The organism is Pseudoalteromonas sp. AS84 (assembly GCF_038900255.1).
Taxonomy (GTDB): domain Bacteria; phylum Pseudomonadota; class Gammaproteobacteria; order Enterobacterales; family Alteromonadaceae; genus Pseudoalteromonas.
Genome location: NZ_JBBMQY010000002.1, coordinates 316,094 through 338,432 on the forward strand (window position 1 = coordinate 316,094; position 22,339 = coordinate 338,432).

Sequence of the window (22,339 nt, forward strand, 5' to 3'; positions counted from 1 at the left end):
TATTTATATGAATTTGCGACAATAAACAATGGCTATTTGTTATTTACTGTCGCAGAAAGACGAAAACTGGCATCTTTTAGGAGTTTTTCGGTGAGGAATTCGGCTTTATCGCCATCTTTTTCAGCAATGGCTTCGTACACTTCACGATGAAATGGAATAGACGCACCGTTATCACGGGGGTCTTTATTTGTTACTTTAATACTAACCAAGAGTGCAGAATAAATAACGCCTTCCATAGAAGCTAAAAAGCTATTTTGTGCTGCTTTTATAATGGCCTTATGAAATAAAGAATCAGCAATAATAAAATCTTCTGCGCTGTTATCTGTTTTAGCCATGCGCTCGCATGCGGCTGCAATTTCAATTAAATCTTCAGGGCGTGCACGCTCAGCTGCCCAACGTGCTGCTTTTGGTTCAAACGCTAGGCGCACGTCCATTAGTTGCTCTAAAAATTTACGATTAGGTGGTGCTGATAAATGCCATGCTAATACGTCATCGTCTAGCATATTCCATCTATCACGAGGTAGTACACGCGTACCAATACCTCTGCGTACATCAAGGAGGCCTTTGCTTACTAAGATTTTTACCGCGTCGCGTACTACTACACGGCTTACTTGGTAGCGTTTAGCGAGTGCATCTTCATCATCAATTAAACTGCCGGCTTCAAATGATCCAGACACAATGCGTCTGCCAATTTCTTTAGCCACCTGAACAGAAAGGCTTGCTGCCATTCCTGATGTTTGTTTTAGGTCGTAATATATAAGTTCGCTCATATTTTTAATATAAACATATTATGTTTGGCTGGTCAATGTAATGTGTACAAAATAGAGGGGGTTGCAACTAATTTTAATCGCTGTTTATATGTTTAAACGTTATCTAGTGGGAATATGATAAAGATCGCTGATGAGCGATCTTTATAGCAATTTGGGCTACTTCAATAAAGCGTTAAAACTTAACGCGTAAACCAATTCGGTAACGCGGACCAGTATATTGGGTATTAATAACGCGCTCTTTTACATCGGCATACTGATAGGTACGTTCATCAGTTATATTTATTGCCTCGCCTGTTAGCGTAAAGTTATCGTTAACCGCATATGACATGCTAAAGTCTAGCTGACCATAAGCTGCAGTATGTTCTGGTAATCCACCACTGCGTATACCAGCTCGGCTACTTAAAAAGTCATCTCGCCAGTTGTAGGCTAAACGCCCTTGAAATGCACCTTTGTCGTAGTAGGCAACAATGTTATAAGAGTTTTCGGCAAATCCCTCTAATTTATCACCTGGGTCGGTCACACCTGGAAGCTCTATTTTTTGTGTGTTTTTATTTGTTGTATCGGCCCATGTATAGTTTGCTTGTACACCTAAGCCATTTAAAAAACTCGGTAAATAATCCATATTATGTTGTACAGCAAGCTCTACTCCAGTAATTGAACCACCAGATTGGTTTTGTTTAGTATTAATAGTTTCGTTTACATTGCCGTATCCATCAATACTTACTGATGAATCAACGTATTGCGACCCATCCCAAATATCAGGCGTATTATCTAAATAAGTTATTTGTGCAATTGTGCTAGATATATCCTTTTTGAAAAAGTTAACTGCGTAAGCATCGCCGCTATCACTATAATATTCAAAAGATAAATCGTATTGATTAGCTTTATAGGGAGCTAAATAAGGATTGCCACCTGTTTGAGAAAAGCTACCTGCTTGCATATCGGTATACGTTGTTTGTACGCCAATATCGTCAATGGCAGGGCGCGACATAACTTTAGCTGCTGCGGCTCTTACCAATAAGTTGTCACTTAAATTAATACTAAAATTAGCGCTAGGTAGCCAGTTAGTGTAACTATTTTTGGCTTTAAGGCTTCCTGGGTCTGTGTAATCAACAACTAATAAAGGTTGGCCATTATCAAGCTCTCCCGTATAGCCTAGGCGCCTTTTACCGTAACCACTTGAGCTTGTATCTGTTTTTACGTAACGGACTCCCACATTACCGCGCCAATCGTAATCATTAACTAAACCACTAAAATTAAACTGACTGTAAGCACTTATTTTTTCTTCAGTTACTTTTGATGATGCGATTTCGTTATATTGCTCGTTTGGCCAATTTGGATTTTTGGTCATATCACTAATAGCGCTATGGTATTTATTTATATCAGCAAACAAAAAATCACGCGGAAAATTACCCGGCTCACTACTTAAAAAATCTGAATAGGGACTTGCTGAAAAGATGTCATCAGGCATATCTCTAAGTTCGCCACAAATATCGGCATCTGGTGCCACTAAACCACAGTTATCTTCATGGAATGTTTCAAAGCGATCTCTTACTTTTTCACGGTCTGAATACGCAATACCAAAATCGATTGAATCTAAGGTTAGGCTTTCAGCGAACTCTAAGTCGAGTAGGTATTTCCCTTTTGTTTGTAGCTCCGTAATCGTGTCTTCTAATTCGTAATGTGAAACTTGATTCCAATGTGCTCTCACGCTTGTCGGCGAAGTGTAATCAATGGTTGTGTCTAAATTAACGGTATCAGTGTTTCTAAAATCAAAATTTAAACTGTCGTTTCGCTCCGGTGAAATATAATTAGGAACTAATAAGTCGCTACGCGGCGTTGATTTTGATGTTGAATGGCTTATATCAAACTCAAGCGTTAATACATCAAACTCTTTTACAGAATTAAATCCAAATGCCTGTGTTTTTGATTTTGACTCCAGCTCTTGAAATAAACCATCAATTCTAAAATCAACATTTTCACCGGTTCCGCCCAGTGTTCTTCCCGAAAACTTAGTGCCTGATAAAATTGTACCGTTGTCTGACACGACCACATTTCGCCAATTAGGATATTGTAAACCGGCTTGTAAACCCTGAGTTTGAGTTTCTACCGAGAGGTCGGTATACATGTAATCAAATGTATTGGTAAAACTTGAATCTGGTGCCCACTGAAAACTGGTATTAATACCAATACGTTCGCGATGCTCTTGTCCTAATGCGTACTCAATTCGACCTGCATGGCGAAGCATAGTTGGCGTAACCACATTGCCATCTAAATTATGAATGTCGCCTTCAATAACACCTGGCTCATTATTGAGTAATAGCCAGCGAGTTGTACCCATTGAGTCGTATCGGTTATCACTTTTTTGTTGCGAAAGAGCAATATTAAAACCAAATGTTTCATCAGCAAACGTATTGCTAAATAACGCAGAGTATTCAGGACTTGTTTCGCCAGAAAGTTCACTGTATTTGGCATTTATAGAGCCAAGTACATGCAATCCAGGGTTATCTAAAGGGCGTGCTGTTTTAACGTTAACATAAGCACCAATACTGCCTTCAGGCGTTTTAGCGGTGGGAGACTTAACTACATCAGCACCCGATATTAGCTCTGCTGCTAATACTTGAAAATCAAATGAGCGACCAATTTCAGAGGTTGCTAATGTACGTCCGTTTAAAGTAACAACGTTAAATTCTGGGCCGAAACCACGAACGGTTATTTTTGAGCCCTCACCATTTACACGGTCAATTGAAACACCTGGAATGCGCTGCAAGGATTCGGCAACGTTTTGATCTGGAAACTTACCAATATCTTCAGCAACAATACTATCTTGAACACTATCACTGTAACGTTTTAATGATGACGCAGCCTCGAGACTTGAACGCACGCCAGTCACTACAATCACTTCTGTATCATCATTGTCTTTAGTTGGTACAGAAACATCTGAAGCCTGTGCGTACGAATAACTTGATAGTGAAGTTAATATAGCAAGTACTAGTTTCTTTTTATTGTGCATTGTAATTCTCCTTATTGTTATAGATAGAAGTCAGTGTATAAATAGTAAAACCGCAGTCATACATTTCATTAATCTAAACATCATATGTTTTCACGTCAAGTAAAGAATCTCTTTAGCTTTTTCTGGGTATGACAATTTAAGTAGTTATTTACAAACATTTGAATTAAATGCTTTGTAGTTAACTCTTTAGTTACAATTTATTTCTGGTTTATTTGTTGTATTTATATAAACATACTATGTATAGTTTTTGGGTATAAGGTGAAAGGGTGTGATAGATAATCTGTTGACGTGGGATGTATTTTTGCGCTGTATAGTTCCGATGTTAGTCGCAACTGTTTTTTTTACTGCGTTTGTGTACTTTTCTATAGAGCGACGCCGCTTTGGTTCGTCGTATAACTACTTCGCTGTATTTTTTGTAACATTTATTTTTTATTTATGCGGCCCTGCTTTTAATATTCTCCCTATTGAGTATGCCAAGCCATTCATCCAATTAGGACGAACTATTTTATTTTTTTGGTTAGGTTTACCTTCTTTGTTAATTGCACTTTTTAGATATTCGGATGTTAAATTACCTAAACCAGTCACGTATTTTAGTTACAGCTTTGGGTTGGCTTTTTCAGTGTGTTTTTTAGTTTTAACGGAGTTAGCACACCCTAAAATTAACGTACTTGAAGGTTTTGGGATAAAAATAACTCCCATTGATTGGCTTAAACTAACTCATATTTACTATTTCCAGGTCGTCACCTTTATGGTTTTGTTAATTATCCCATGTAGCTATCTATTGCTGCATACGCATAAATCACAAAACAAAGGTTATATATATAGCGCTATAAGTTTAGGTGTTATCGCGGTTTTAGGCAGTATGGCGGAGCATTGGGCTACGTACTATTCAGGCACCAGTCTATGTGGATTAATTTGGTTAGCTACCATGTTTAAAGATATACAAACAGCAAATTACGCTGTTGCAACTAAAAGTAACTCTATTACTTCTTCGCAAATAGCTGCTTCTCAAAATAACCAAATACTTAGTTCTACTCCTGAAACTAATAAAATTAGTTTTAGCAGGCAATTAAATCCGCTAACTCCAGAGCTTTTTGAGAGTACATTGCACCAGCAAGATAATAGCCAGTGTAATAGTAATAAGGCAAAGCAGACTCATATTAATAGCTGCGTCGTAAAAAATGCGCTTTTGTATATAGAAAACAATTACTTCAAAGATATAAATATAGACACGGTTGCTCTTTCTGTTGGTGTAAGCCGCTCATGTCTTGTTAAGCAATTCAAGTTAGCAACTAACGAGACAATCAATAATAAAATTATTGAAGTAAGAATAGAGCAAGCTAAAAAAGTACTACTAAAAAAGTCTGTTACAGAAACAGCTTACGAAGTAGGTTTTAATAACTCAAACTACTTTGCTACGGTTTTTAAAAAACGAACAAACTGTACCCCTAAGCAATTTAAAAGTACTTTTACCCGCTAAAACTACAACTAAATAACGAATAAAAGCCATTTTTAGAGAACAATAAAACCATTTTTTGAGGTTTGGTGTTGTATATCAATATTAAATATACCGACCCGCTAAGTTTACTTTTAATTACTAGCAGGTATGAGAGTTAAGTTTACAGCTGTGGAAGCATATCTGTGAAATTCAATATATTAAATATAACACTGTAACCATTGCTGGTTCTGACTCAGCTTACACAAACAATTAATGGATATAAAATGAAACCTATAAATTTAGTAACCTTCCCTTTATCAGCATTAAGTCTGCTTATATTAAGTTCAGCATCTCAGGCGGCTGATATACAACCACCTATTGCTAAATCTGGCGAGACGTGGGTCTTGCAAGCTAAGCGCTCAGATGAGTTTGACGTAAAAGATACTACAAAGTGGAACTTTCAAACCGAAAATTATGGTGTATGGTCGTGGAAAAATCAAAATGCGACAGTATCTAACGGTAAACTAAAATTGACCACTAAGCGAGAGTCTCATCAACGTACATTTTGGGATGGCTGTAATCAACAGCAAATTGCTAATTATCCACTTTATTATACATCGGGTGTTGCAAAATCAAGAGCTACGGGTAACTACGGTTATTACGAAGCACGCATTAAAGGGGCGAGTACATTTCCCGGTGTATCACCTGCATTTTGGATGTATAGCACAATTGACCGTTCTTTAACGCAAGAAGGGGATGTTCAATATAGTGAAATAGATGTAGTAGAGCTTACTCAAAAAAGGGCAGTTAGGGAGTCTGATCATGATTTACATAATATTGTGGTAAAAAATGGTAAACCAACATGGATGCGTCCGGGGTCTTTTCCTCAGACAAATCACAATGGATATCACCTACCTTTCGATCCACGTAATGATTTCCACACCTATGGTGTAAATGTGACTAAAGACAAGATCACTTGGTACGTAGATGGTGAAGTTGTGGGTGAAAAGGACAATTTATACTGGCACCGTCAAATGAATCTAACATTGTCTCAAGGTTTACGCGCGCCACATACTCAGTGGAAATGTAACCAATTTTACCCATCAGATAATAAGTCGGCAGAAGGTTTCCCAACATCAATGGAAGTTGATTATGTAAGAACTTGGGTAAAGGTAGGCAATAACAATTCGGATCCAAGCGAAGGTCAATCATGTCCTAACACCTTTGTCGCTGTTAACAATGTGCAAGTAAGCGCACCAAAACAAACGCTACGAAACGGTCAATCTACAACGCTAGCAAGTACAGTACTACCAAATTGTGCAACCAACAAAAAAGTCATTTATTCATCAAGCAATAAAAACGTGGCAACTGTGAATAGTGCTGGAGTTGTAAAAGCTAAAAATAAAGGCACAGCCACAATTACGGCTAAAACTAAGAATAAAGGTAAAACAGATAAATTAATCATAACGGTGAATTAAGCTAACTAAAGCTAGCCTCAAAGGATTGAGGCATTTTACTTGTAGGATCTCAGGCTTCTACTTCTTTGGAGTGGGTATGAAAAAATTAAATTTACACGGCAAGTGGGTTATTGGTACTAGTTTACTCATCGTCATCAGTTGTTATGTTTGCATAATAAAAACAAACGATAATGGGCAGATTTATAAAGAAACCCCTGTACAAATGGACATCGAAATAAAAGATACAAAGCAATCAAAAATAGCAATTAATCCTATTACTGCACGTGCAATAGACTTTGAAATAGAACAGCCAACATATACGACCATACTTAATAAAGCATTGTTAATAAAAGACACAGAATTACGTATAAAAACCATAAGCAATCATTTACTTAATTGGGCCAAAGAAGCGCCATATGAATGTGTCTATTGGCTGGATGATCAATATAAAACTCCGGAACAAACTTTATACATAAGCAAAGTAATACACTTTTTAATTGCAGAGAATTTACCGGTAGCTGGAAACATTATTTCAAACTTTGAAGCACTTCACTCTGATCTAAGTATTGTAGACGACTACTTAAGTACCCAAGTAGCAGTATCACCCTATGAGGGACTTGAATGGTTGAATAGTTTAAATAATAACGAAGTTAAACAAGAGGCAGAATTAAGACTTTTACAAAATTGGGCTGTAATAGACCCAACACAATTATTAAATTACCTTGAGGTACACACTGAGATACCAGCTAACAAACGTACTATTATTCAGCACCAATTAGCGCAAGCATTCATCGAAAAAAACTCACAGCAAATACAGGATGAGTTTTACAGTTACCCTCCATTATTTCAACCTAGCCTAGCTTATTCTGTAATTAGCCAATGGCCAGAACACAAGCTAAGTGATGCTCGGGAGTGGATATATATGTTAGAAGGGGAGCAATCGAAGTTTTACGCTATAAAAAGCTATATTGACTATACCGGATCTTCCAGCGTAAACGTGAACGAATTAATTGAGCAAATCCGTAGCCCTAAATTACGCGCACGTTTGCTTGAAAGATTACAATAAAGCATAAAATAAAAAAGTATTATAAACATAAAGGTAGTATGTTTTTAAATGTGTTCAATGTATTATTTAACGCTATAACATAATCTTTTACGTTATTACTAGATAGCGTACTACCTAAAGGCAATTAAATGGAAAAATCAGAAAAGTTTAGGCATATAGCAGCACACTTATTAAGTAAAAGAGAGAGTGGTAATGGTGCATCAGATTTCCCTGAAGGTTTAACGCTTGACTCGATTGAAGACGTTTTAGCCATTCAAAAATTAATGATAAAGCTAAATGATGAGACCGTTTTCGGTTGGAAATGTATGCTTCCATCGGATGATGGCACGATAACCCTAGCGCCGCTTTTAGATGCACCTGTTAAATCTATGGGGCGTTGTGCTCTTTTTACAAAAAATAATAAAGCGCTCATTGAGCCAGAAATTGCATTTGTGCTAAACAAAGACCTAGCACGCTATGGAGAATATAAAGATGAGGAAATAGATAATGCTATCGGTAGCGCCCATTTAGCGTTGGAGCTTATTCAAAACAGATTTCCAGTGGGCTACCAAGCAACACACTATGAAAAACTGGCAGATGGATTATCTAATCAAGGTGTTTATTTAGGCCCTAAAGTAGATGTTAAAAAAGCATACGAGAGCAGTGATATACATATTACTGTTAAGCAAGGCGGTAGGAAGTCAAACCATGTTGGTAAACACCCAGCTCACTTGCCACAGGAGCCACTTTATTGGGCTATAAATTTCTTAACGGCTAATGGATTTGAATTAAAAACAGATCAAATTTTCATTACCGGTTCTTATAACGGCGTGATGGAGTTAGATATAAATGAGATAACGTCAATTAAATATGAAGGTTTAGGCGAGTTTAAAGTCGAATTTTCATGTTGATACACTGAGGTTCTGTAGGTTAGCAAACGCTTTTAAATTACGTTGTATAGCTAACCTACACGTGTATTTTGATTTTACGGTATACAAAATTCAAATTATTTAAAACTCAAACGTAAAACCAAACTCTCTTAATTTTTCATATACGTTTATGTCAAAACGGTACAATGTAGCAGCTCTATGGGCTACGTTGGTTTGTTTTTCTTTGCAGTTTATTAATAAGTTCATTTTTTGAAACTTACGTCTAAAGTTAGGCTTATCGAGTGATTTATTTAAAATCGACTCGTAAATTCCTTGTAGCTCAAGCAGGGTAAATTTTTCTGGGAGTAGGCTAAAACCAATAGGCTCGTGTCTTACTTTATAGCGTAAATAATCTAAGCCGCTTTTTAAAATATCGGCGTGGTCAAACATTAAAGCCGGCACATTATTTACATCAAACCATTCACACTCTAAAGCATTGTCGCCACTCACAAGGTTGGTTTCTTCAAAGCGAACGAGCGAATAATAAACAATAGTGATAATACGTCTAGCAGGGTAGCGGTCTACGTTACCAAATGCACCTAACTGATCTAAATACAGGTTTTCAACACCGGTTGTACTTTTAACGACACGAAGTGCGGCTGAATCTAGGTTTTCATTCTTTCGAACCCAATGACCAATTAAACCCCACTGGCTTGTTGCAAGGCCGCGGTTATATTTAACCAGCAACACCTTTAATTTACCTTCATGAATAGCAAATACAATATTATCTACGGTTAGATTACTAATACAGTCATCAGGAATCGATTCTTCGTCGATGTTGTTAGAAATGCTTGATGTTTTATAGTGCATAAATTACTCAGCCAAAGCTATACGTAGATATTGTTATAAAGACTATTAAGGGTATATAAAAGGTGGGTAAAGCGCAAATAAAAAGCTTTTATAATTCCTATTTAAAACAATCACATCTATTTAATTACTCACTTCATAAACTGTACCTGTTTTTACGCGTTCACGCCGATATTCGACTTTGGTTTGGTATTGGTTTTTTATTGAACGGATAATACCTTTGTATGTTAGTAAATTTAACGGCTAATTAGCGTCGTGTATTAAATACATTACTAGAAAATTAAAAATGTAACATAAATGTTTACATGCGCTAAAAATGCATATAGTATTTTTGACTATATCGATTTGCATTGAAAATTGAGCACACATGAACAACACAAAACACACACTCACAATTAAAGAAAAAATAGGGTACGGCCTTGGTGATACGGCCAGTAATATTGTATTTCAAATGGTCGCTAACTTTATGTTGATATTTTATACCGATGTTTACGGTTTATCTGCAGCCGCTGCGGGTACCTTATTATTAGCGGTTCGTTTATTTGATGGAATTACCGACCCAATAATGGGCAGTATTGCCGATAGAACGCGCAGCCGTTGGGGCTCTTACCGACCATATATATTATTTTTAGCCGTGCCTTACGGTGTGTTTGCTTGCTTAGCATTCATAACTCCAGATTTTGATTCTACGGGCAAGCTTATATATGCTTACTTTACTTACGGGCTTTTAATGACGTGTTATACCGCCATTAATATACCGTACGGCGCACTTGGCGCAGTAATGACAAACGACCCTAAAGAGCGTGCATCGCTTCAGTCATATCGATTTGCAATGGCAATGGCTGCACTGCTTGTAATTGTATGGGCTTTGCCTAAGCTGGTTGCTTTTTTTGGCGACGGTGACGATGTAGTAGGTTACCCGCTAGCAATGGTGTTTTTAGGCGGACTTGCTGCGGCTTGTTTTTTACTGTGTTTTAAAATGACCAAAGAAACCAAACAAGTTAAACCCGTGCAAAGTAAAAAGAATGCCTTCCTTGAATTTTTAAGCTTATTTAAAAACGATCAATGGGTTGTTATAGCCGTTATAAGCCTTGCAACATTAATATTAATTGGCGTTAGAGCCTCAGTAGCACCGCATTATATTAAGTACTACGTAGGAGAAGCCTCACTTACTTCTAACTTTTTAACACTCTCAGCAATTGGCTCAGTACTCGGCGCTGTGTCTACCAACTTTTTAACCAAATTTATTGAAAAGAAAACGCTATTTATAGTCGCTTTAGTGGTCGTAATTATTTCTCACAGCATGTTTTACGTACTTGAGAGCGACGCCATAGTCACCATTTTTATTGTCTACTTTATTGCTAACTTTGCTCACATGATAATTACCCCAATCATGTTCTCAATGGTGGCAGATACGGTTGATTACGGCGCATTAAAAATTGGCCGTAGATTAACTGCAGTTACGTTTTCGGGGCATTTATTAGCAATAAAATTAGGCTTTGCAATCGGCGGTGCGATTGCTGGCTGGATATTATCAGGGTACGCATACGTGCCTAATCAAGAACAATCAGAACACACGTTATCAGGCATTTTACTCGCCTTTGCTGGCATTCCAGTAATTTGTACCGTGGCATGTTTAATTTTTATAACACGTTACAAACTTACCGAGCCTGAAGTAAAGCGCATTCAAACGCAGCTGGCTGATAACAAAACCATAAACTAATTTAGCAGCCCACTTTGCACCTTTTAAAAGTATAAAGTGGGCAGGCAATACTAGGAGTAAAAATGCAAAATACAGCGCAAGCAGCACCCCCATCTAATGGATTAAGTGACGCTGAACTTAAACAGTTAAAAGACTTACAACGAGCCAACTCGTTAATACAAAATCATAATGTGTTAGTTGATCACATGTATACCGCCGATCCGTCTGCGCATGTGTTTAACGGCAAAGTGTATATTTATCCATCGCACGACATTGAATCAAAAAATGAAATTAATGATAACGGCGACCACTTTGCAATGCGCGACTACCATGTGTTTTCCCTTGACGAAAGCTCAGGCAAAGCCATAGACCATGGCGTAGCACTTTGTGTAGATGACGTAAAATGGGCAAGCAAGCAAATGTGGGCACCCGATGCAGCGCATAAACTTGGTCAGTATTACCTTTATTTTCCGGCGCGTGATCAGCAAGGTATTTTCAGAATTGGCGTTGCAAAAAGTGACAGCCCAACAGGTCCATTCAAAGCAGAAGATGATTACATTCAAGGGACGTTTAGTATCGACCCAGCTGTATTTGAAGATGACGACTCAAGCCATTATTTGTATTTTGGTGGCTTGTGGGGCGGGCAATTACAAAATTGGCAAACGAGCGAATTTAACAATGAAGACACCTATCCCAAAAATGGTGAACCTGCAATCCCTGCGCGTGTAGCAAGATTATCTGAAGATATGATCAGCCTAAGCGAAGACGTAAAAGAAGTTGTTGTACTCGATGAAAGCGGCTCGCCAATTACAGTGTGCGATAATAACCGCCGCTTTTTTGAAGGCCCTTGGGTACACAAACACAACGGTGTTTATTACTTTTCGTACTCAACGGGCGATACGCACAAAATTGTATACGCAACAGGCGATAACCCATACGGACCATTTACCTATCAGGGCGTTATTTTAAACCCGGTACTAGGTTGGACCACGCATCACTCAATTGTTAAACACAATGGTGATTGGTTTTTATTTTATCACGACAGCACGTTGTCGGGCGGACAAACCCATTTACGCAGTATGAAAATGGCTAAGCTTGAGCACGACTCAAACGGAAAAATTCAAACAATAAGCCCATATGAACACGCTTAATAAAAATAGTTACAAACAATGCAAATTATCTGCGTAAGCACCGCTACGGCTTTTATTTGCATAAAAAAGATATAGTCAATATGACCATTAATTTTTATTGTTAATGGTCAAAATAAGAGGAAGCTGAGGACATATGACAAAATGAAAATATTTTAAAGCAAAAAATTAGCACAAAGAATTAGCATAAACGTGCTGTTATTTAACGGTTTTTAGTTAAGTAGCACATGTTTAAAACTGGTTGTGGTCTTTGTAAAACGTTTAAAACATACACACACAATAATTATTTATTGACCGTAAAATGAAACAAATAGTTTACAATTATGTTTCGAGTAATTCTTAAAGTCTTGCAGTACGTCAATAATAATTAAATAAGAAAAAGGCATCATGATGTTTAAGAAAAAGATAATTTCAACAGCCATACTCGCTGCAATGGGTACCGTTACGCTTCCTCACCAAAGCTACGCTGCCGAAACTGTTGCCGATGAAGATGTAGAAATAATACAAGTAACCGGCATTAGAGGTTCATTGCAACGCTCTATGGATGTTAAACGCGATTCTTCTGGTATTGTCGATGCAATTTCGGCTGAGGATATGGGGAAATTTCCTGATACCAATCTTGCTGAATCGTTACAACGTATTACCGGTGTATCAATTGATAGAGCGGGCGGTGAAGGTAGCCGCGTAACAGTCCGTGGATTTGGACCTGCTAATAACTTAATTACTATTAATGGTCGTCAGCTTCCTAATACAACAGGTGACCGCACATTTGATTTTGCAAATGTCGCATCTGAAAGCGTATCGGGCGTACAAGTTTATAAAACATCAGACGCAAGTGTTACCTCAGGTGGCATTGGCGCAACTATAAACTTAACAACAAATAGACCTTTAAATAGCCCAGGTATAAAAGCATCGTTTGGCGTAAAAGCTGTAGACGATCAATCAACCGACGAGGGTAGCATTACACCAGAGGTAAGCGGTTTATATTCGCAAACATTTGGGGATGACAAGTTTGGTATTTCGATTTCAGGTAGCTACCAAGACCGTGAAAGCGGTATGCAGCAGTTTATTCAAGATCAAGGCTACAGAGCATCTGATTACACAAATACAGGATGGGGCGGTGTACCTGCAGGCGCAGAAGGCGGAGCAAACAGACCTATATCAGGCATTTACTCAAACCCGCAACAACCACGTTATGTGTTTGAAGAACGTCAACGTGAACGTGTAAATGGTCAGTTGGTATTTCAATATCAGCCTGTTGAAAACATTACAGCAACCCTTGATTACACCGGCTTTAAAACAACCGTTGAAGAGCAGCACACTGACGCCTCAGTTTGGTTTAACTACGCTGGCGACAGAAGTGAATCTGTTTGGGCGGGCGAGCCTAACGCGTACCCACTCATTTACTCAGAAATTTATGACATCCAAAGTGATGCCGATTTCCGCGATACGTCGCTTACGGTAGGTTCTTGGGGTCGCGAAGAAAAAACAGATTCATTAGGCTTTAATTTAGAGTGGACAGTGTCTGATCAACTTAACCTAGAGTTTGATCACCACAGTTCAAAAGCCTCAATGAAAGCAACTGATCCACGCCACGGTACACGTAACAATATTCAGTTACCATCTTACACACGTTCACGTACCGGGCTTGATCTAACCGGCGACTTACCCGGTATTGCTATTGGTAACATTGAAAATTTTACCCCAGAAACCATGCGTTTATCGGGTAGCTGGTTTGCAAACGACAAATACGATTCAGAAATCGATCAAACGCAAATTTCAGGTAAGTACTTTTTTGACGACAGTTTAAGTATTGATTTTGGTGTTGCAGTTAATAAAGTAAACAACCATTATCGTCATACACAAGTGCAGCGCCCAGATTGGGGTGGAGTTGGTGTTGAGGGCGACTTTGCTGATATCGATTGGCGCCAAGATACTATTTTAGATAAGTTTCAAGCTAAAGCGGGTAACTTTGAAGGCACTGCAACACAAGGCGAATACGATTTATTTAATACAATCTTTTTTGCTGACTTTGATGCGATTGTAAATGCAGCAGAGTACGCAGATCCTATTGCCAACGTAGATAACCTTTATGGTGATTGTAAAGCAGCCGACGGCGCAGCGGCAGGACCAAACGGCGAAGGACAATTTTGTGCTTCAACCGACTGGGATGCAGCAACAAACCGCTTTACTGAAGAAAAAACGCAATCTGCTTTTGCACAAGTAAACTACAAAGGTGAATTGAGCGGCATGTTCTTTGACCTGCAAATTGGCTTACGCTACGAAAAAACAGACGTATTTTCTAAAGCAACCGCACCAGGTTACAGCCGCGTAGAGTGGAACGAAGATACAGCCACATCAGTAACCGGTGTTACCGGTATTGAAACGCTAAGCCAATCGGCAGATTACAGCCAGTTCCTGCCAAATATTAACTTTAATATTGAAGTTGTTGAAGATGTAATGATCCGTGCAGCAGCGAGTAAAACTATTTCAAGAGCGGGCTACGGTCAGCTGCAAGGCGGTACAACTATTAATACCGGTGGTAGTTTAAGTGGTTATTCGGGTGGCTCTGGTAATCCAGGTCTTAAACCGCTTGAATCAATTAACTACGATTTATCAAGTGAATGGTATTACGACGAAGGAAGCTATATTTCGTTTGGTTACTTTAAAAAAGACGTAACAAATTGGATCACTACAGGCACTATCGACTCAAATATATTTAACTTATATGACCCATTAAATGGTGAAAAATTTAGAGCTGCATCAAGTGCACTAGGTGGTAATGCATCTAACGAAGACATCAGAAATTACATTTTTGAAAACTTTGCTGATGATCCAAATGTGCAGCCTAATTTTGATGAAGATGGTGAATTAGACGGTGGCACAATTGTTGGTGACCCAGACTCAGATGATCCAATTAACTTTAGAATAAACGTGCCTGTAAATGGCGACCAAGAATACACTATTGATGGCTTTGAATTTAATATTCAGCATTTATTTGGTGAGTCAGGTTTTGGCGGTATTTTTAACTACACTATGGTTGACTCAGGCCTTGAATACGACAACGACTCACTAGAGGATACAGAAGCACTAGTAGGGTTAAGTGACACGGCAAACGTGGTGTTCTTTTACGATAAAGAAGGCTTACAAGCGCGTATTGCGTATAACTGGCGCGACTCGTTTTTAAATGAGCGTCGTGTAAATGGCGATTTAACCGCACCAATTTACACCGATGAGTATTACCAAATAGACTTTAACGTAAGTTACGAAGTACCAGCAGTAGAGGGATTTACCGTATTTATTGAAGGTATAAACATTACTGACGAGTACGTAACATCGTACGGGCGTAAGCAAGAGCTAATTTATAACATCACTCAAACTGGCTCTCGTTATGGTTTAGGTGTTCGTTATAATTTTTAATAAATTACCCTAGTAGCAACCTTATAAAAGCCGCATTTTGCGGCTTTTTATTTGCCTAAATTAACCTAGTAATAATAATACTCAGCTGTTATAGTCAATGTGAATTTAACTTATTTGTTACATTTAACTCGTAACAGTAAGTAAAGGCACACAACAACAATTGGAGCACACAATCCATGGCCAATCATGCATTATTAAATAATGTTGAGCATCAGCATTTAAAAATAAACCCTGCACGCAGCACACTCTTAGGTGACGGGGTTTGGTATAGCGAAACATTTGTGAGCGAATTTAGAGTCGCTCAAGCACATTATCCAATATTTTTTACCAAGGACGATACAACAAATACATTTTCGCCGGTGTGTTTGTACGGCATAAATAAAGACGAAAATTTATTTTTAGTAAACCAGCAATGGCAAGCACACTACATTCCGTTAAGTATGCAGCGACTGCCTTTTGCTATTGCTACTCAAAATACAATGCAAAACGGTGTAGCAACGCAAGAGCGCATGCTTAGTATTGATTTAGACTCGCCAAAAGTATCAACAAAGCAGGGTATTAACTTATTTTTAGAACACGGCGGGAATAGCGATTACCTCGAAAACGTAATAAATGTGCTCGACAACCTGCATCATGGTTTACAACAAAACCAGCCCTTTATTAAAACCTTAATTAAACATGGTTTACTTGAGTCGGTATCCCTAGAGCTTGATTTAGTAAACGGGCTTAAACATAACTTACTCGGCTTTTACACCATAAACGAAGACACGCTTAACCAACTAAGTCGCGATGCAATTGCGCAGCTGCACTCACAAGGGTATTTAGCGTGTATATACATGGTCATTGCCTCGCAAGTACATGTACGTGATTTAGTCGCGCTTAAAAACGAGCAACTTATGCTACAAAAGCACGCTGTATAAGTGCTTAACTATGGAAAATTTAGAAAATAAAATTCAAACGCTTAATGGCTTAACTCCCAGCACGTTGCCTAAAGAGTTTTTAAACTCGTCTGTGCCTATTGTACTAAAAGGGTTTGTAAGCGATTGGCCCGTCGTTATTGCCGCTAAAAAATCTGATGCAGATGTAATTGATTATTTAACACCGTTTTACGAAGGTTTTTTAGTTAACACTTGCACAATACCCGCCAGTCAAAGCGGGGTTGTAGGGTATAACCCCGATATGAGCGGTTTTAACTTTACTAATCAACAAGCGGCATTTATTAATGCGCTTGAGCAAATAATGCAAAGTGCAAATAACCCACAAGCCGACACTTTATACATTGGCTCTACTAGCATTGCACAGTGCTTACCTGGTTTGGTTAATCACTGCCAAGTTAACGCATTAAACGAAGGCTGTTTATTTAATGTATGGGCAGGCGGAAAAGTTACCGTACCAGCACATTACGACGTAGCGCAAAATTTAGCATGTTGCGTTGCAGGTAAAAGGCGTTTTACTTTATTTGCCCCCGATCAAATAGACAATTTATATATAGGTCCGCTTGATAAAGCACCCGGTGGTCAGCCAATAAGCTTAACCACTACAACTGCACCTAACTTTGAGCAGTTTCCTAAGTTTGAGCAGGCAATAAAAGCGGCAATTACCGTTGATCTTGAAGCCGGCGATGCCCTTATATTGCCCAGCATGTGGTGGCACCAAGTAGAGGGGCTTGGCAGCTTAAATATACTGTTTAATTATTGGTTTAAAAATACGCCTGCGGTTTATGGTCAGCCTACTAATGCGTTGCACCTTGCTATTTTAAACATACGTAATTTACCAAAGCATGAGCGCGCAGCATGGCAACGTTTGTTTAATTACTACGTATTTTCCGATAACGAATTTACTCACATCCCAGAGCCTGCACAGGCTATTTTAGCAAAGCCAATGGATGAGCTTGCAGCGCGTAAATTAAGAGCCGAATTACAAAATAAATTAAGACGCTAAGCGTACTTGTAAGGTTTGAAATATGAATCAAAATGCAATTAAAAAAATAGTAATAGCAGGGGGCGGCACCGCTGGTTGGATGTGCAGCGCTGCAATGGCAAAGCTGCTAGGTAAAAATATTGAAGTGTGCTTAGTTGAATCCGATTTAATTCCTACCGTAGGGGTCGGGGAGTCTACTATCCCTACGCTGCATATATTTCATGATTTACTAAAAATCAGCGAATCAGAATTTATGGCAGCCACTAACGCCACGTTCAAATTAGGCATATCGTTTGAGGGTTGGAAACAAAACCAGCAAAGCTACTTTCACTCATTTGGTTATGTCGGGCAAGGCTGTTGGGCTGCAGGTTTTCAGCACTTTTGGCTAAAAGGTATGCAACAAGGTGTTGCAGCCGATATTGGCGACTATTGCACAGAGCACGTAGCAAGTCGCTTGGGTAAATTTGCCGTAGTACCGAATCAAGACCGTAACCATGCTTATCAGTTAGATGCCGGTTTGTACGCTAAATTTTTACGAAATTTTGCAGAGCAAAACGGCGCTAAACGTATAGAAGGCATGATAAGCAAAGTTAATTTAGAGCCCACCAATGGCTTTATAAAATCGCTTACTTTAGGTGACGGGCAAATTATTGAGGGCGATTTATTTATAGATTGCACCGGCTTTAAAGGTTTATTAATAGAGCAAGCGCTACACACCGGATACGAAGATTGGAGCCATTGGCTCCCGTGCGACAGCGCAGTAGCAGTACAAACAGAATTAGTAAGCCCAATTGTGCCATACACGCGTGCAATGGCACATAAATGTGGTTGGCAGTGGCAAATACCGCTGCAAAGCCGCCGTGGTAATGGTTTTGTGTTTTGCAGTAAATACATGAGCGATGATGAGGCAAAAATAGCGCTACTCAATAACGTAGAAGGCAAACCTATTAATGAGCCGCGCGTTATTAAATACCGCACCGGTACACGGCGTAAACATTGGAACAAAAACTGTGTGGCTATTGGCTTAGCAAGCGGTTTTATTGAACCGCTGGAGTCAACCAGTATTCATTTAATTCAGCAAAGCATTATTAGATTAATGCAAAACATGCCAACCAAAGCAATCGAGTCGTGCTATCAAGATGACTTTAATAACAAAATGCGCTTTGAAGCCGAAAACATTCGCGACTTTATTGTGCTTCATTACCATGTGACGCAGCGCACCGACAGCGACTTTTGGCGTTACTGTAAAAATATGCCAATTCCAGAGTCGCTTGCCAAACGCATTGAGCTATTTAAGCAAAGCGGGCATGTATATAAAGCAGATCAAGAGTTATTTGGCGAAGCATCGTGGTTACAAGTTATGTTAGGGCAAGGGCTAATGCCACAAAATTATCACCCCATTGTAGATAGCATGAGCGATGATGAGTTAAAACGCTTTTTAGAGTCAATAAAAAATCATGTGGCTAAAAAAGCAGATAGCTTACCGAGCCACATTGATTTTACTAATTATTATTGCAAGGCTAAGTAAGTATTATGCTAACACTTGGCAATAACTTACAGCCGCAATATGAGTTTATAGGGCAAGAGCAAACGCCAATTATTATAATTGACAACTACCTGAGCGAGCCGCAAAAACTTATAAACCTAGCGCAAAATGCTGCTCAAAGTAATGGGGAGTTTAAACCCGACGAACTCACTCAATACCCAGGTTTACGCATGCCGCTTCCAAAGCAATGTGTGGTTGATTACTTAAAGCCTCTTATACAGGGGCTTTATAACGTATTTAATATTGGGAAAACACTTACCCCATACCCAAAAGATAATACCTTATCGTTAATTACTAAAACGGAGCGGCAGCTATCACCAATACAAACCTTGCCACACTTTGATACAAACGATCCAAACTTAATTGCCATTATTCATTATCTTGGAGGGGGAGCGCACGGCGGCACTGGATTTTTTAGACATAAAAAAACAGGGTTTGAATCAATAAGCTCAAAGCGCAAAAACACGTATTTAACATATGCTCAGAAATACCTTGAATTAGATAATGCAAAGCCTAGTTATTGCACCACGCAGCACAGTGAATTTGAGTGCTACAAGCACATAGAATATAAGCCAAATAGGCTTATTGTGTTTCCTGGATATTTGCTGCACACCAGTTTACTTAATACATCTACCGATATTTCGTCGTGTCCACAAACAGGGCGGCTAACGGCCAATATGTTTGTTCATTTTAAATAGGATTACTATGTCTTTTTCTTTACCTCGATTCGCATATAAAGGTTGGCTATTAAGCTTTGTTGTATTGGCGCTGAGTATGGCAACAGTGCAAAAAAGTCATGCTACAGGGTTTGATACCCTCCCTAAAAAGCAATTTAATGTGCTGCTATTTACAAAAACTGCAGGGTGGCACCATAAGTCGCAAACCGAAGGCGTTAAAGCGCTAGAAGGCTTAGCCGATAAGCACTTTTTTAACTTAATTTGGCACGAAGAAAGCCATTATTTTAACGACGATTACTTAAAAAATGTTGATGTAGTGGTATTTTTATCAACCACGGGCGATATTTTAAACCCAAAAGAGCAAGCCGCGCTTGAGCGATTTGTAAAAGCAGGCAAAGGCTTTGTTGGCATTCATAGCGCATCAGATACCGAATACGATTGGTCTTGGTACCAAAAGCTGGTGGGGCGCACCTTTAATATTCATCCTGTTATTCAAACTGGTGTATTAAGTAAAGTGCCTAATACTAACTTTATTGGCTTAAATCACATGCCGCAGCAGATGCTTTGGACAGACGAGTGGTACGAGTTTGGGCCAGAGCTCACTAAGTTAAACTACTTACTCACCGTTGATGAGCAAAGTTACAACCCAACTGCCGATTGGGGTAATAACAAAACAGGCTCGGGTATGGGGGCGTTTCATCCTATTTCGTGGTATCACAATTACGATGGCGGACGCTCGTTTTATACAGCCCTTGGGCATACTAATGCGGTGTATAGCAGTGAGTTTTTAACCGAGCATATTTATGGCGGAATTTATTGGGCTGCAACGGGTAAAGGATTAAAAAAGTAGTAATTAATAAATAACTAATAAATACGCTTTTTAGCACAATTCATGTCGATTCAGGATACTTTTTTAAGCGGCCTTTTATATTTAAGCATTTCTTAAGCACCTCACACATTTCTCTTAGTTTATAAAACAGATAAATAGTTTTGAGAACCTCTTGATCAAATGGTCAAAAAGACTATATTGAATTGCACGCTGTTATAATTCAAATAAAGAGGATAAACATGAAAGTATTTTTTAAAATAACAACTTTATTGTTAACACTAATAAGCTATCAATCACTTGCTGTATTTAATAATAACCCATCGAGTGTAGGCGCCGACAGTTCAGGAGCATACCGTAACCTCGCACAAGAAATGGGTAAAACAAACATACAACAAAAGGTGAATAGTACTTTTGACAATATGTTTGGCTATAACAATACACAACAACTTTACTACCCGTACACAGAAAACGGTGTTTATAAAGCACACTACATAAAAGCAATTAACCCTGACGAGGGTGATGATATAAGAACAGAAGGGCAATCGTGGGGAATGACCGCTGCTGTCATGCTTAATAAACAAGAAGAATTTGATAACCTATGGCGCTTTGCAAAAGCGTATCAAAAAAATCCAGACAACCACCCTGATGCTAAAAAACAAGGCGTTTACGCGTGGAAACTAAAGCTTAATCAAAACGGCTTTGTTTATAAAGTAGATGAAGGCCCCGCTCCGGATGGCGAAGAGTACTTTGCTTTTGCACTACTTAATGCCTCCGCTCGTTGGGGTAATTCGGGGGAGTTTAACTACTACAACGATGCAATTACAATGTTAAACACAATTAAAAATAAGCTGATGGAAAACCAAATAATCCGCTTTTCGCCTTATTTAGATAACTTAACAGACCCTTCTTACCATATACCTGCGTTTTACGACTACTTTGCTAATAACGTAACTAACCAAGCAGACAAAACTTACTGGCGACAAGTAGCCACAAAAAGTAGAACCTTACTCAAAAACCATTTTACAAAAGTAAGTGATAATCCGCATTGGAACTTACCTACATTTTTATCGCGCTTAGATGGCAGCCCTGTTATTGGCTACATTTTTAACGGCCAAGCAAACCCAGGTCAATGGTATGAATTTGATGCATGGCGTGTAATTATGAATGTGGGTTTAGACGCGCATTTAATGGGTGCTCAAGCGTGGCATAAAAATGCAGTTAATAAAGCACTTGGCTTTTTAAGTTATGCAAAAACAAACAACAGTAAAAACTGTTACGAGCAAGTGTATTCGTACGGTGGTGCGCAAAACAAAGGCTGTGCAGGCGAAGGTCAAAAAGCCGCGAATGCAGTAGCGTTACTTGCTTCAACAAATGCTGGGCAAGCAAATGAATTTTTTAACGAGTTTTGGTCTTTATCGCAACCAACCGGTAGCTACCGTTACTACAATGGTTCGCTGTATATGTTAGCTATGCTGCATGTATCGGGCAATTTTAAGCTTTATAACAACACGTTTAATTAAAATAACGGTGCTTAAGTAGCAAAAACCTAAGTAGTAAAAGCTTATGCAGCAAAACCTAGATAATAAAAAACCGGTGTAACCAAGTTACACCGGTTTTTGTGCTTAACTAATAAACTTA

Annotated in this window: 16 protein-coding genes; 13 read left to right on the forward strand and 3 right to left on the reverse strand. The window is 38.7% G+C overall.

The window, feature by feature from the left end; all coding sequences use genetic code 11:
• Positions 1-32: 32 nt before the first annotated feature.
• Both WNY79_RS03775 and WNY79_RS03780 read right to left on the reverse strand, forming a co-directional pair.
• Positions 33-770, reverse strand: coding sequence for a FadR/GntR family transcriptional regulator (locus tag WNY79_RS03775; protein ID WP_342875181.1), 738 nt, complete (start codon positions 768-770; stop codon positions 33-35).
• A 172-nt stretch (positions 771-942) separates the two neighbouring features.
• Positions 943-3,783: a TonB-dependent receptor gene (locus WNY79_RS03780; RefSeq protein ID WP_342875182.1), complete on the reverse strand. Its 2,841-nt coding sequence runs from the start codon at positions 3,781-3,783 to the stop codon at positions 943-945.
• A 268-nt stretch (positions 3,784-4,051) separates the two neighbouring features.
• Between WNY79_RS03780 and WNY79_RS03785 the strand changes: the two genes are divergently transcribed.
• The 4 genes from WNY79_RS03785 to WNY79_RS03800 all read left to right on the forward strand — a co-directional run bounded on the left by WNY79_RS03785 (position 4,052) and on the right by WNY79_RS03800 (position 8,634).
• Positions 4,052-5,263: a helix-turn-helix domain-containing protein gene (locus WNY79_RS03785; protein ID WP_342875183.1), complete on the forward strand. Its 1,212-nt coding sequence runs from the start codon at positions 4,052-4,054 to the stop codon at positions 5,261-5,263.
• A gap of 242 nt (positions 5,264-5,505) precedes the next feature.
• Complete coding sequence (locus tag WNY79_RS03790; RefSeq protein WP_342875184.1) at positions 5,506-6,699, forward strand: family 16 glycosylhydrolase; 1,194 nt, start codon at positions 5,506-5,508, stop codon at positions 6,697-6,699.
• Between the two features lie 76 nt (positions 6,700-6,775).
• Positions 6,776-7,744 carry a hypothetical protein gene (locus WNY79_RS03795; RefSeq protein WP_342875185.1) on the forward strand — a complete coding sequence of 323 codons (969 nt, stop codon included), beginning with the start codon at positions 6,776-6,778 and terminating at the stop codon, positions 7,742-7,744.
• Positions 7,745-7,872: 128 nt separating this feature from the next.
• The gene (locus WNY79_RS03800) at positions 7,873-8,634 is read left to right on the forward strand and encodes a 2-keto-4-pentenoate hydratase (protein ID WP_342875186.1); all 762 of its coding nucleotides are present in this window, start codon (positions 7,873-7,875) and stop codon (positions 8,632-8,634) included.
• 99 nt (positions 8,635-8,733) lie between these two features.
• On the opposite strand, the gene WNY79_RS03805 is transcribed toward WNY79_RS03800, so the two are convergent.
• Positions 8,734-9,462 (reverse strand): NUDIX domain-containing protein, encoded by a 729-nt coding sequence (locus tag WNY79_RS03805; RefSeq protein WP_197185809.1) that lies wholly within the window; start codon positions 9,460-9,462, stop codon positions 8,734-8,736.
• Positions 9,463-9,826: 364 nt separating this feature from the next.
• Between WNY79_RS03805 and WNY79_RS03810 the strand changes: the two genes are divergently transcribed.
• From WNY79_RS03810 to WNY79_RS03850, 9 genes are all read left to right on the forward strand, one after another.
• Positions 9,827-11,182 (forward strand): MFS transporter, encoded by a 1,356-nt coding sequence (locus WNY79_RS03810; RefSeq protein WP_342875187.1) that lies wholly within the window; start codon positions 9,827-9,829, stop codon positions 11,180-11,182.
• A gap of 62 nt (positions 11,183-11,244) precedes the next feature.
• Positions 11,245-12,312 (forward strand): glycoside hydrolase family 43 protein, encoded by a 1,068-nt coding sequence (locus WNY79_RS03815; protein WP_197173590.1) that lies wholly within the window; start codon positions 11,245-11,247, stop codon positions 12,310-12,312.
• A 387-nt stretch (positions 12,313-12,699) separates the two neighbouring features.
• Complete coding sequence (locus WNY79_RS03820; protein WP_342875188.1) at positions 12,700-15,729, forward strand: TonB-dependent receptor; 3,030 nt, start codon at positions 12,700-12,702, stop codon at positions 15,727-15,729.
• Between the two features lie 176 nt (positions 15,730-15,905).
• Positions 15,906-16,649, forward strand: a complete 744-nt coding sequence (locus WNY79_RS03825) for a SapC family protein (RefSeq protein ID WP_342875189.1) — start codon at positions 15,906-15,908, stop codon at positions 16,647-16,649.
• A gap of 10 nt (positions 16,650-16,659) precedes the next feature.
• Positions 16,660-17,670, forward strand: a complete 1,011-nt coding sequence (locus WNY79_RS03830) for a cupin-like domain-containing protein (RefSeq protein ID WP_342875190.1) — start codon at positions 16,660-16,662, stop codon at positions 17,668-17,670.
• Positions 17,671-17,692: 22 nt separating this feature from the next.
• On the forward strand, positions 17,693-19,177 hold the full coding sequence (locus WNY79_RS03835) for a tryptophan halogenase family protein (RefSeq protein ID WP_342875191.1): 1,485 nt from the start codon (positions 17,693-17,695) through the stop codon (positions 19,175-19,177).
• Positions 19,178-19,182: 5 nt separating this feature from the next.
• Positions 19,183-19,893 carry a DUF6445 family protein gene (locus tag WNY79_RS03840; RefSeq protein WP_342875192.1) on the forward strand — a complete coding sequence of 237 codons (711 nt, stop codon included), beginning with the start codon at positions 19,183-19,185 and terminating at the stop codon, positions 19,891-19,893.
• A 7-nt stretch (positions 19,894-19,900) separates the two neighbouring features.
• Complete coding sequence (locus tag WNY79_RS03845; protein ID WP_342875193.1) at positions 19,901-20,722, forward strand: ThuA domain-containing protein; 822 nt, start codon at positions 19,901-19,903, stop codon at positions 20,720-20,722.
• 218 nt (positions 20,723-20,940) lie between these two features.
• A complete protein-coding gene (locus tag WNY79_RS03850; RefSeq protein WP_342875194.1) occupies positions 20,941-22,221 on the forward strand; it encodes a glycosyl hydrolase family 8 in 1,281 nt (426 codons plus the stop codon).
• Positions 22,222-22,339 lie beyond the last annotated feature (118 nt).

Bases quoted from the DNA above. Each gene is read 5' to 3' on its own strand.
- WNY79_RS03775 (WP_342875181.1), bottom strand. From the start codon at position 770: ATGAGCGAACTTATATATTACGACCTAAAACAAACATCAGGAATGGCA.
- WNY79_RS03780 (WP_342875182.1), bottom strand. From the start codon at position 3,783: ATGCACAATAAAAAGAAACTAGTACTTGCTATATTAACTTCACTATCA.
- WNY79_RS03790 (WP_342875184.1), top strand. From the start codon at position 5,506: ATGAAACCTATAAATTTAGTAACCTTCCCTTTATCAGCATTAAGTCTG.
- WNY79_RS03795 (WP_342875185.1), top strand. From the start codon at position 6,776: ATGAAAAAATTAAATTTACACGGCAAGTGGGTTATTGGTACTAGTTTA.
- WNY79_RS03800 (WP_342875186.1), top strand. From the start codon at position 7,873: ATGGAAAAATCAGAAAAGTTTAGGCATATAGCAGCACACTTATTAAGT.
- WNY79_RS03805 (WP_197185809.1), bottom strand. From the start codon at position 9,462: ATGCACTATAAAACATCAAGCATTTCTAACAACATCGACGAAGAATCG.
- WNY79_RS03810 (WP_342875187.1), top strand. From the start codon at position 9,827: ATGAACAACACAAAACACACACTCACAATTAAAGAAAAAATAGGGTAC.
- WNY79_RS03815 (WP_197173590.1), top strand. From the start codon at position 11,245: ATGCAAAATACAGCGCAAGCAGCACCCCCATCTAATGGATTAAGTGAC.
- WNY79_RS03820 (WP_342875188.1), top strand. From the start codon at position 12,700: ATGTTTAAGAAAAAGATAATTTCAACAGCCATACTCGCTGCAATGGGT.
- WNY79_RS03825 (WP_342875189.1), top strand. From the start codon at position 15,906: ATGGCCAATCATGCATTATTAAATAATGTTGAGCATCAGCATTTAAAA.
- WNY79_RS03830 (WP_342875190.1), top strand. From the start codon at position 16,660: ATGGAAAATTTAGAAAATAAAATTCAAACGCTTAATGGCTTAACTCCC.
- WNY79_RS03835 (WP_342875191.1), top strand. From the start codon at position 17,693: ATGAATCAAAATGCAATTAAAAAAATAGTAATAGCAGGGGGCGGCACC.
- WNY79_RS03840 (WP_342875192.1), top strand. From the start codon at position 19,183: ATGCTAACACTTGGCAATAACTTACAGCCGCAATATGAGTTTATAGGG.
- WNY79_RS03845 (WP_342875193.1), top strand. From the start codon at position 19,901: ATGTCTTTTTCTTTACCTCGATTCGCATATAAAGGTTGGCTATTAAGC.
- WNY79_RS03850 (WP_342875194.1), top strand. From the start codon at position 20,941: ATGAAAGTATTTTTTAAAATAACAACTTTATTGTTAACACTAATAAGC.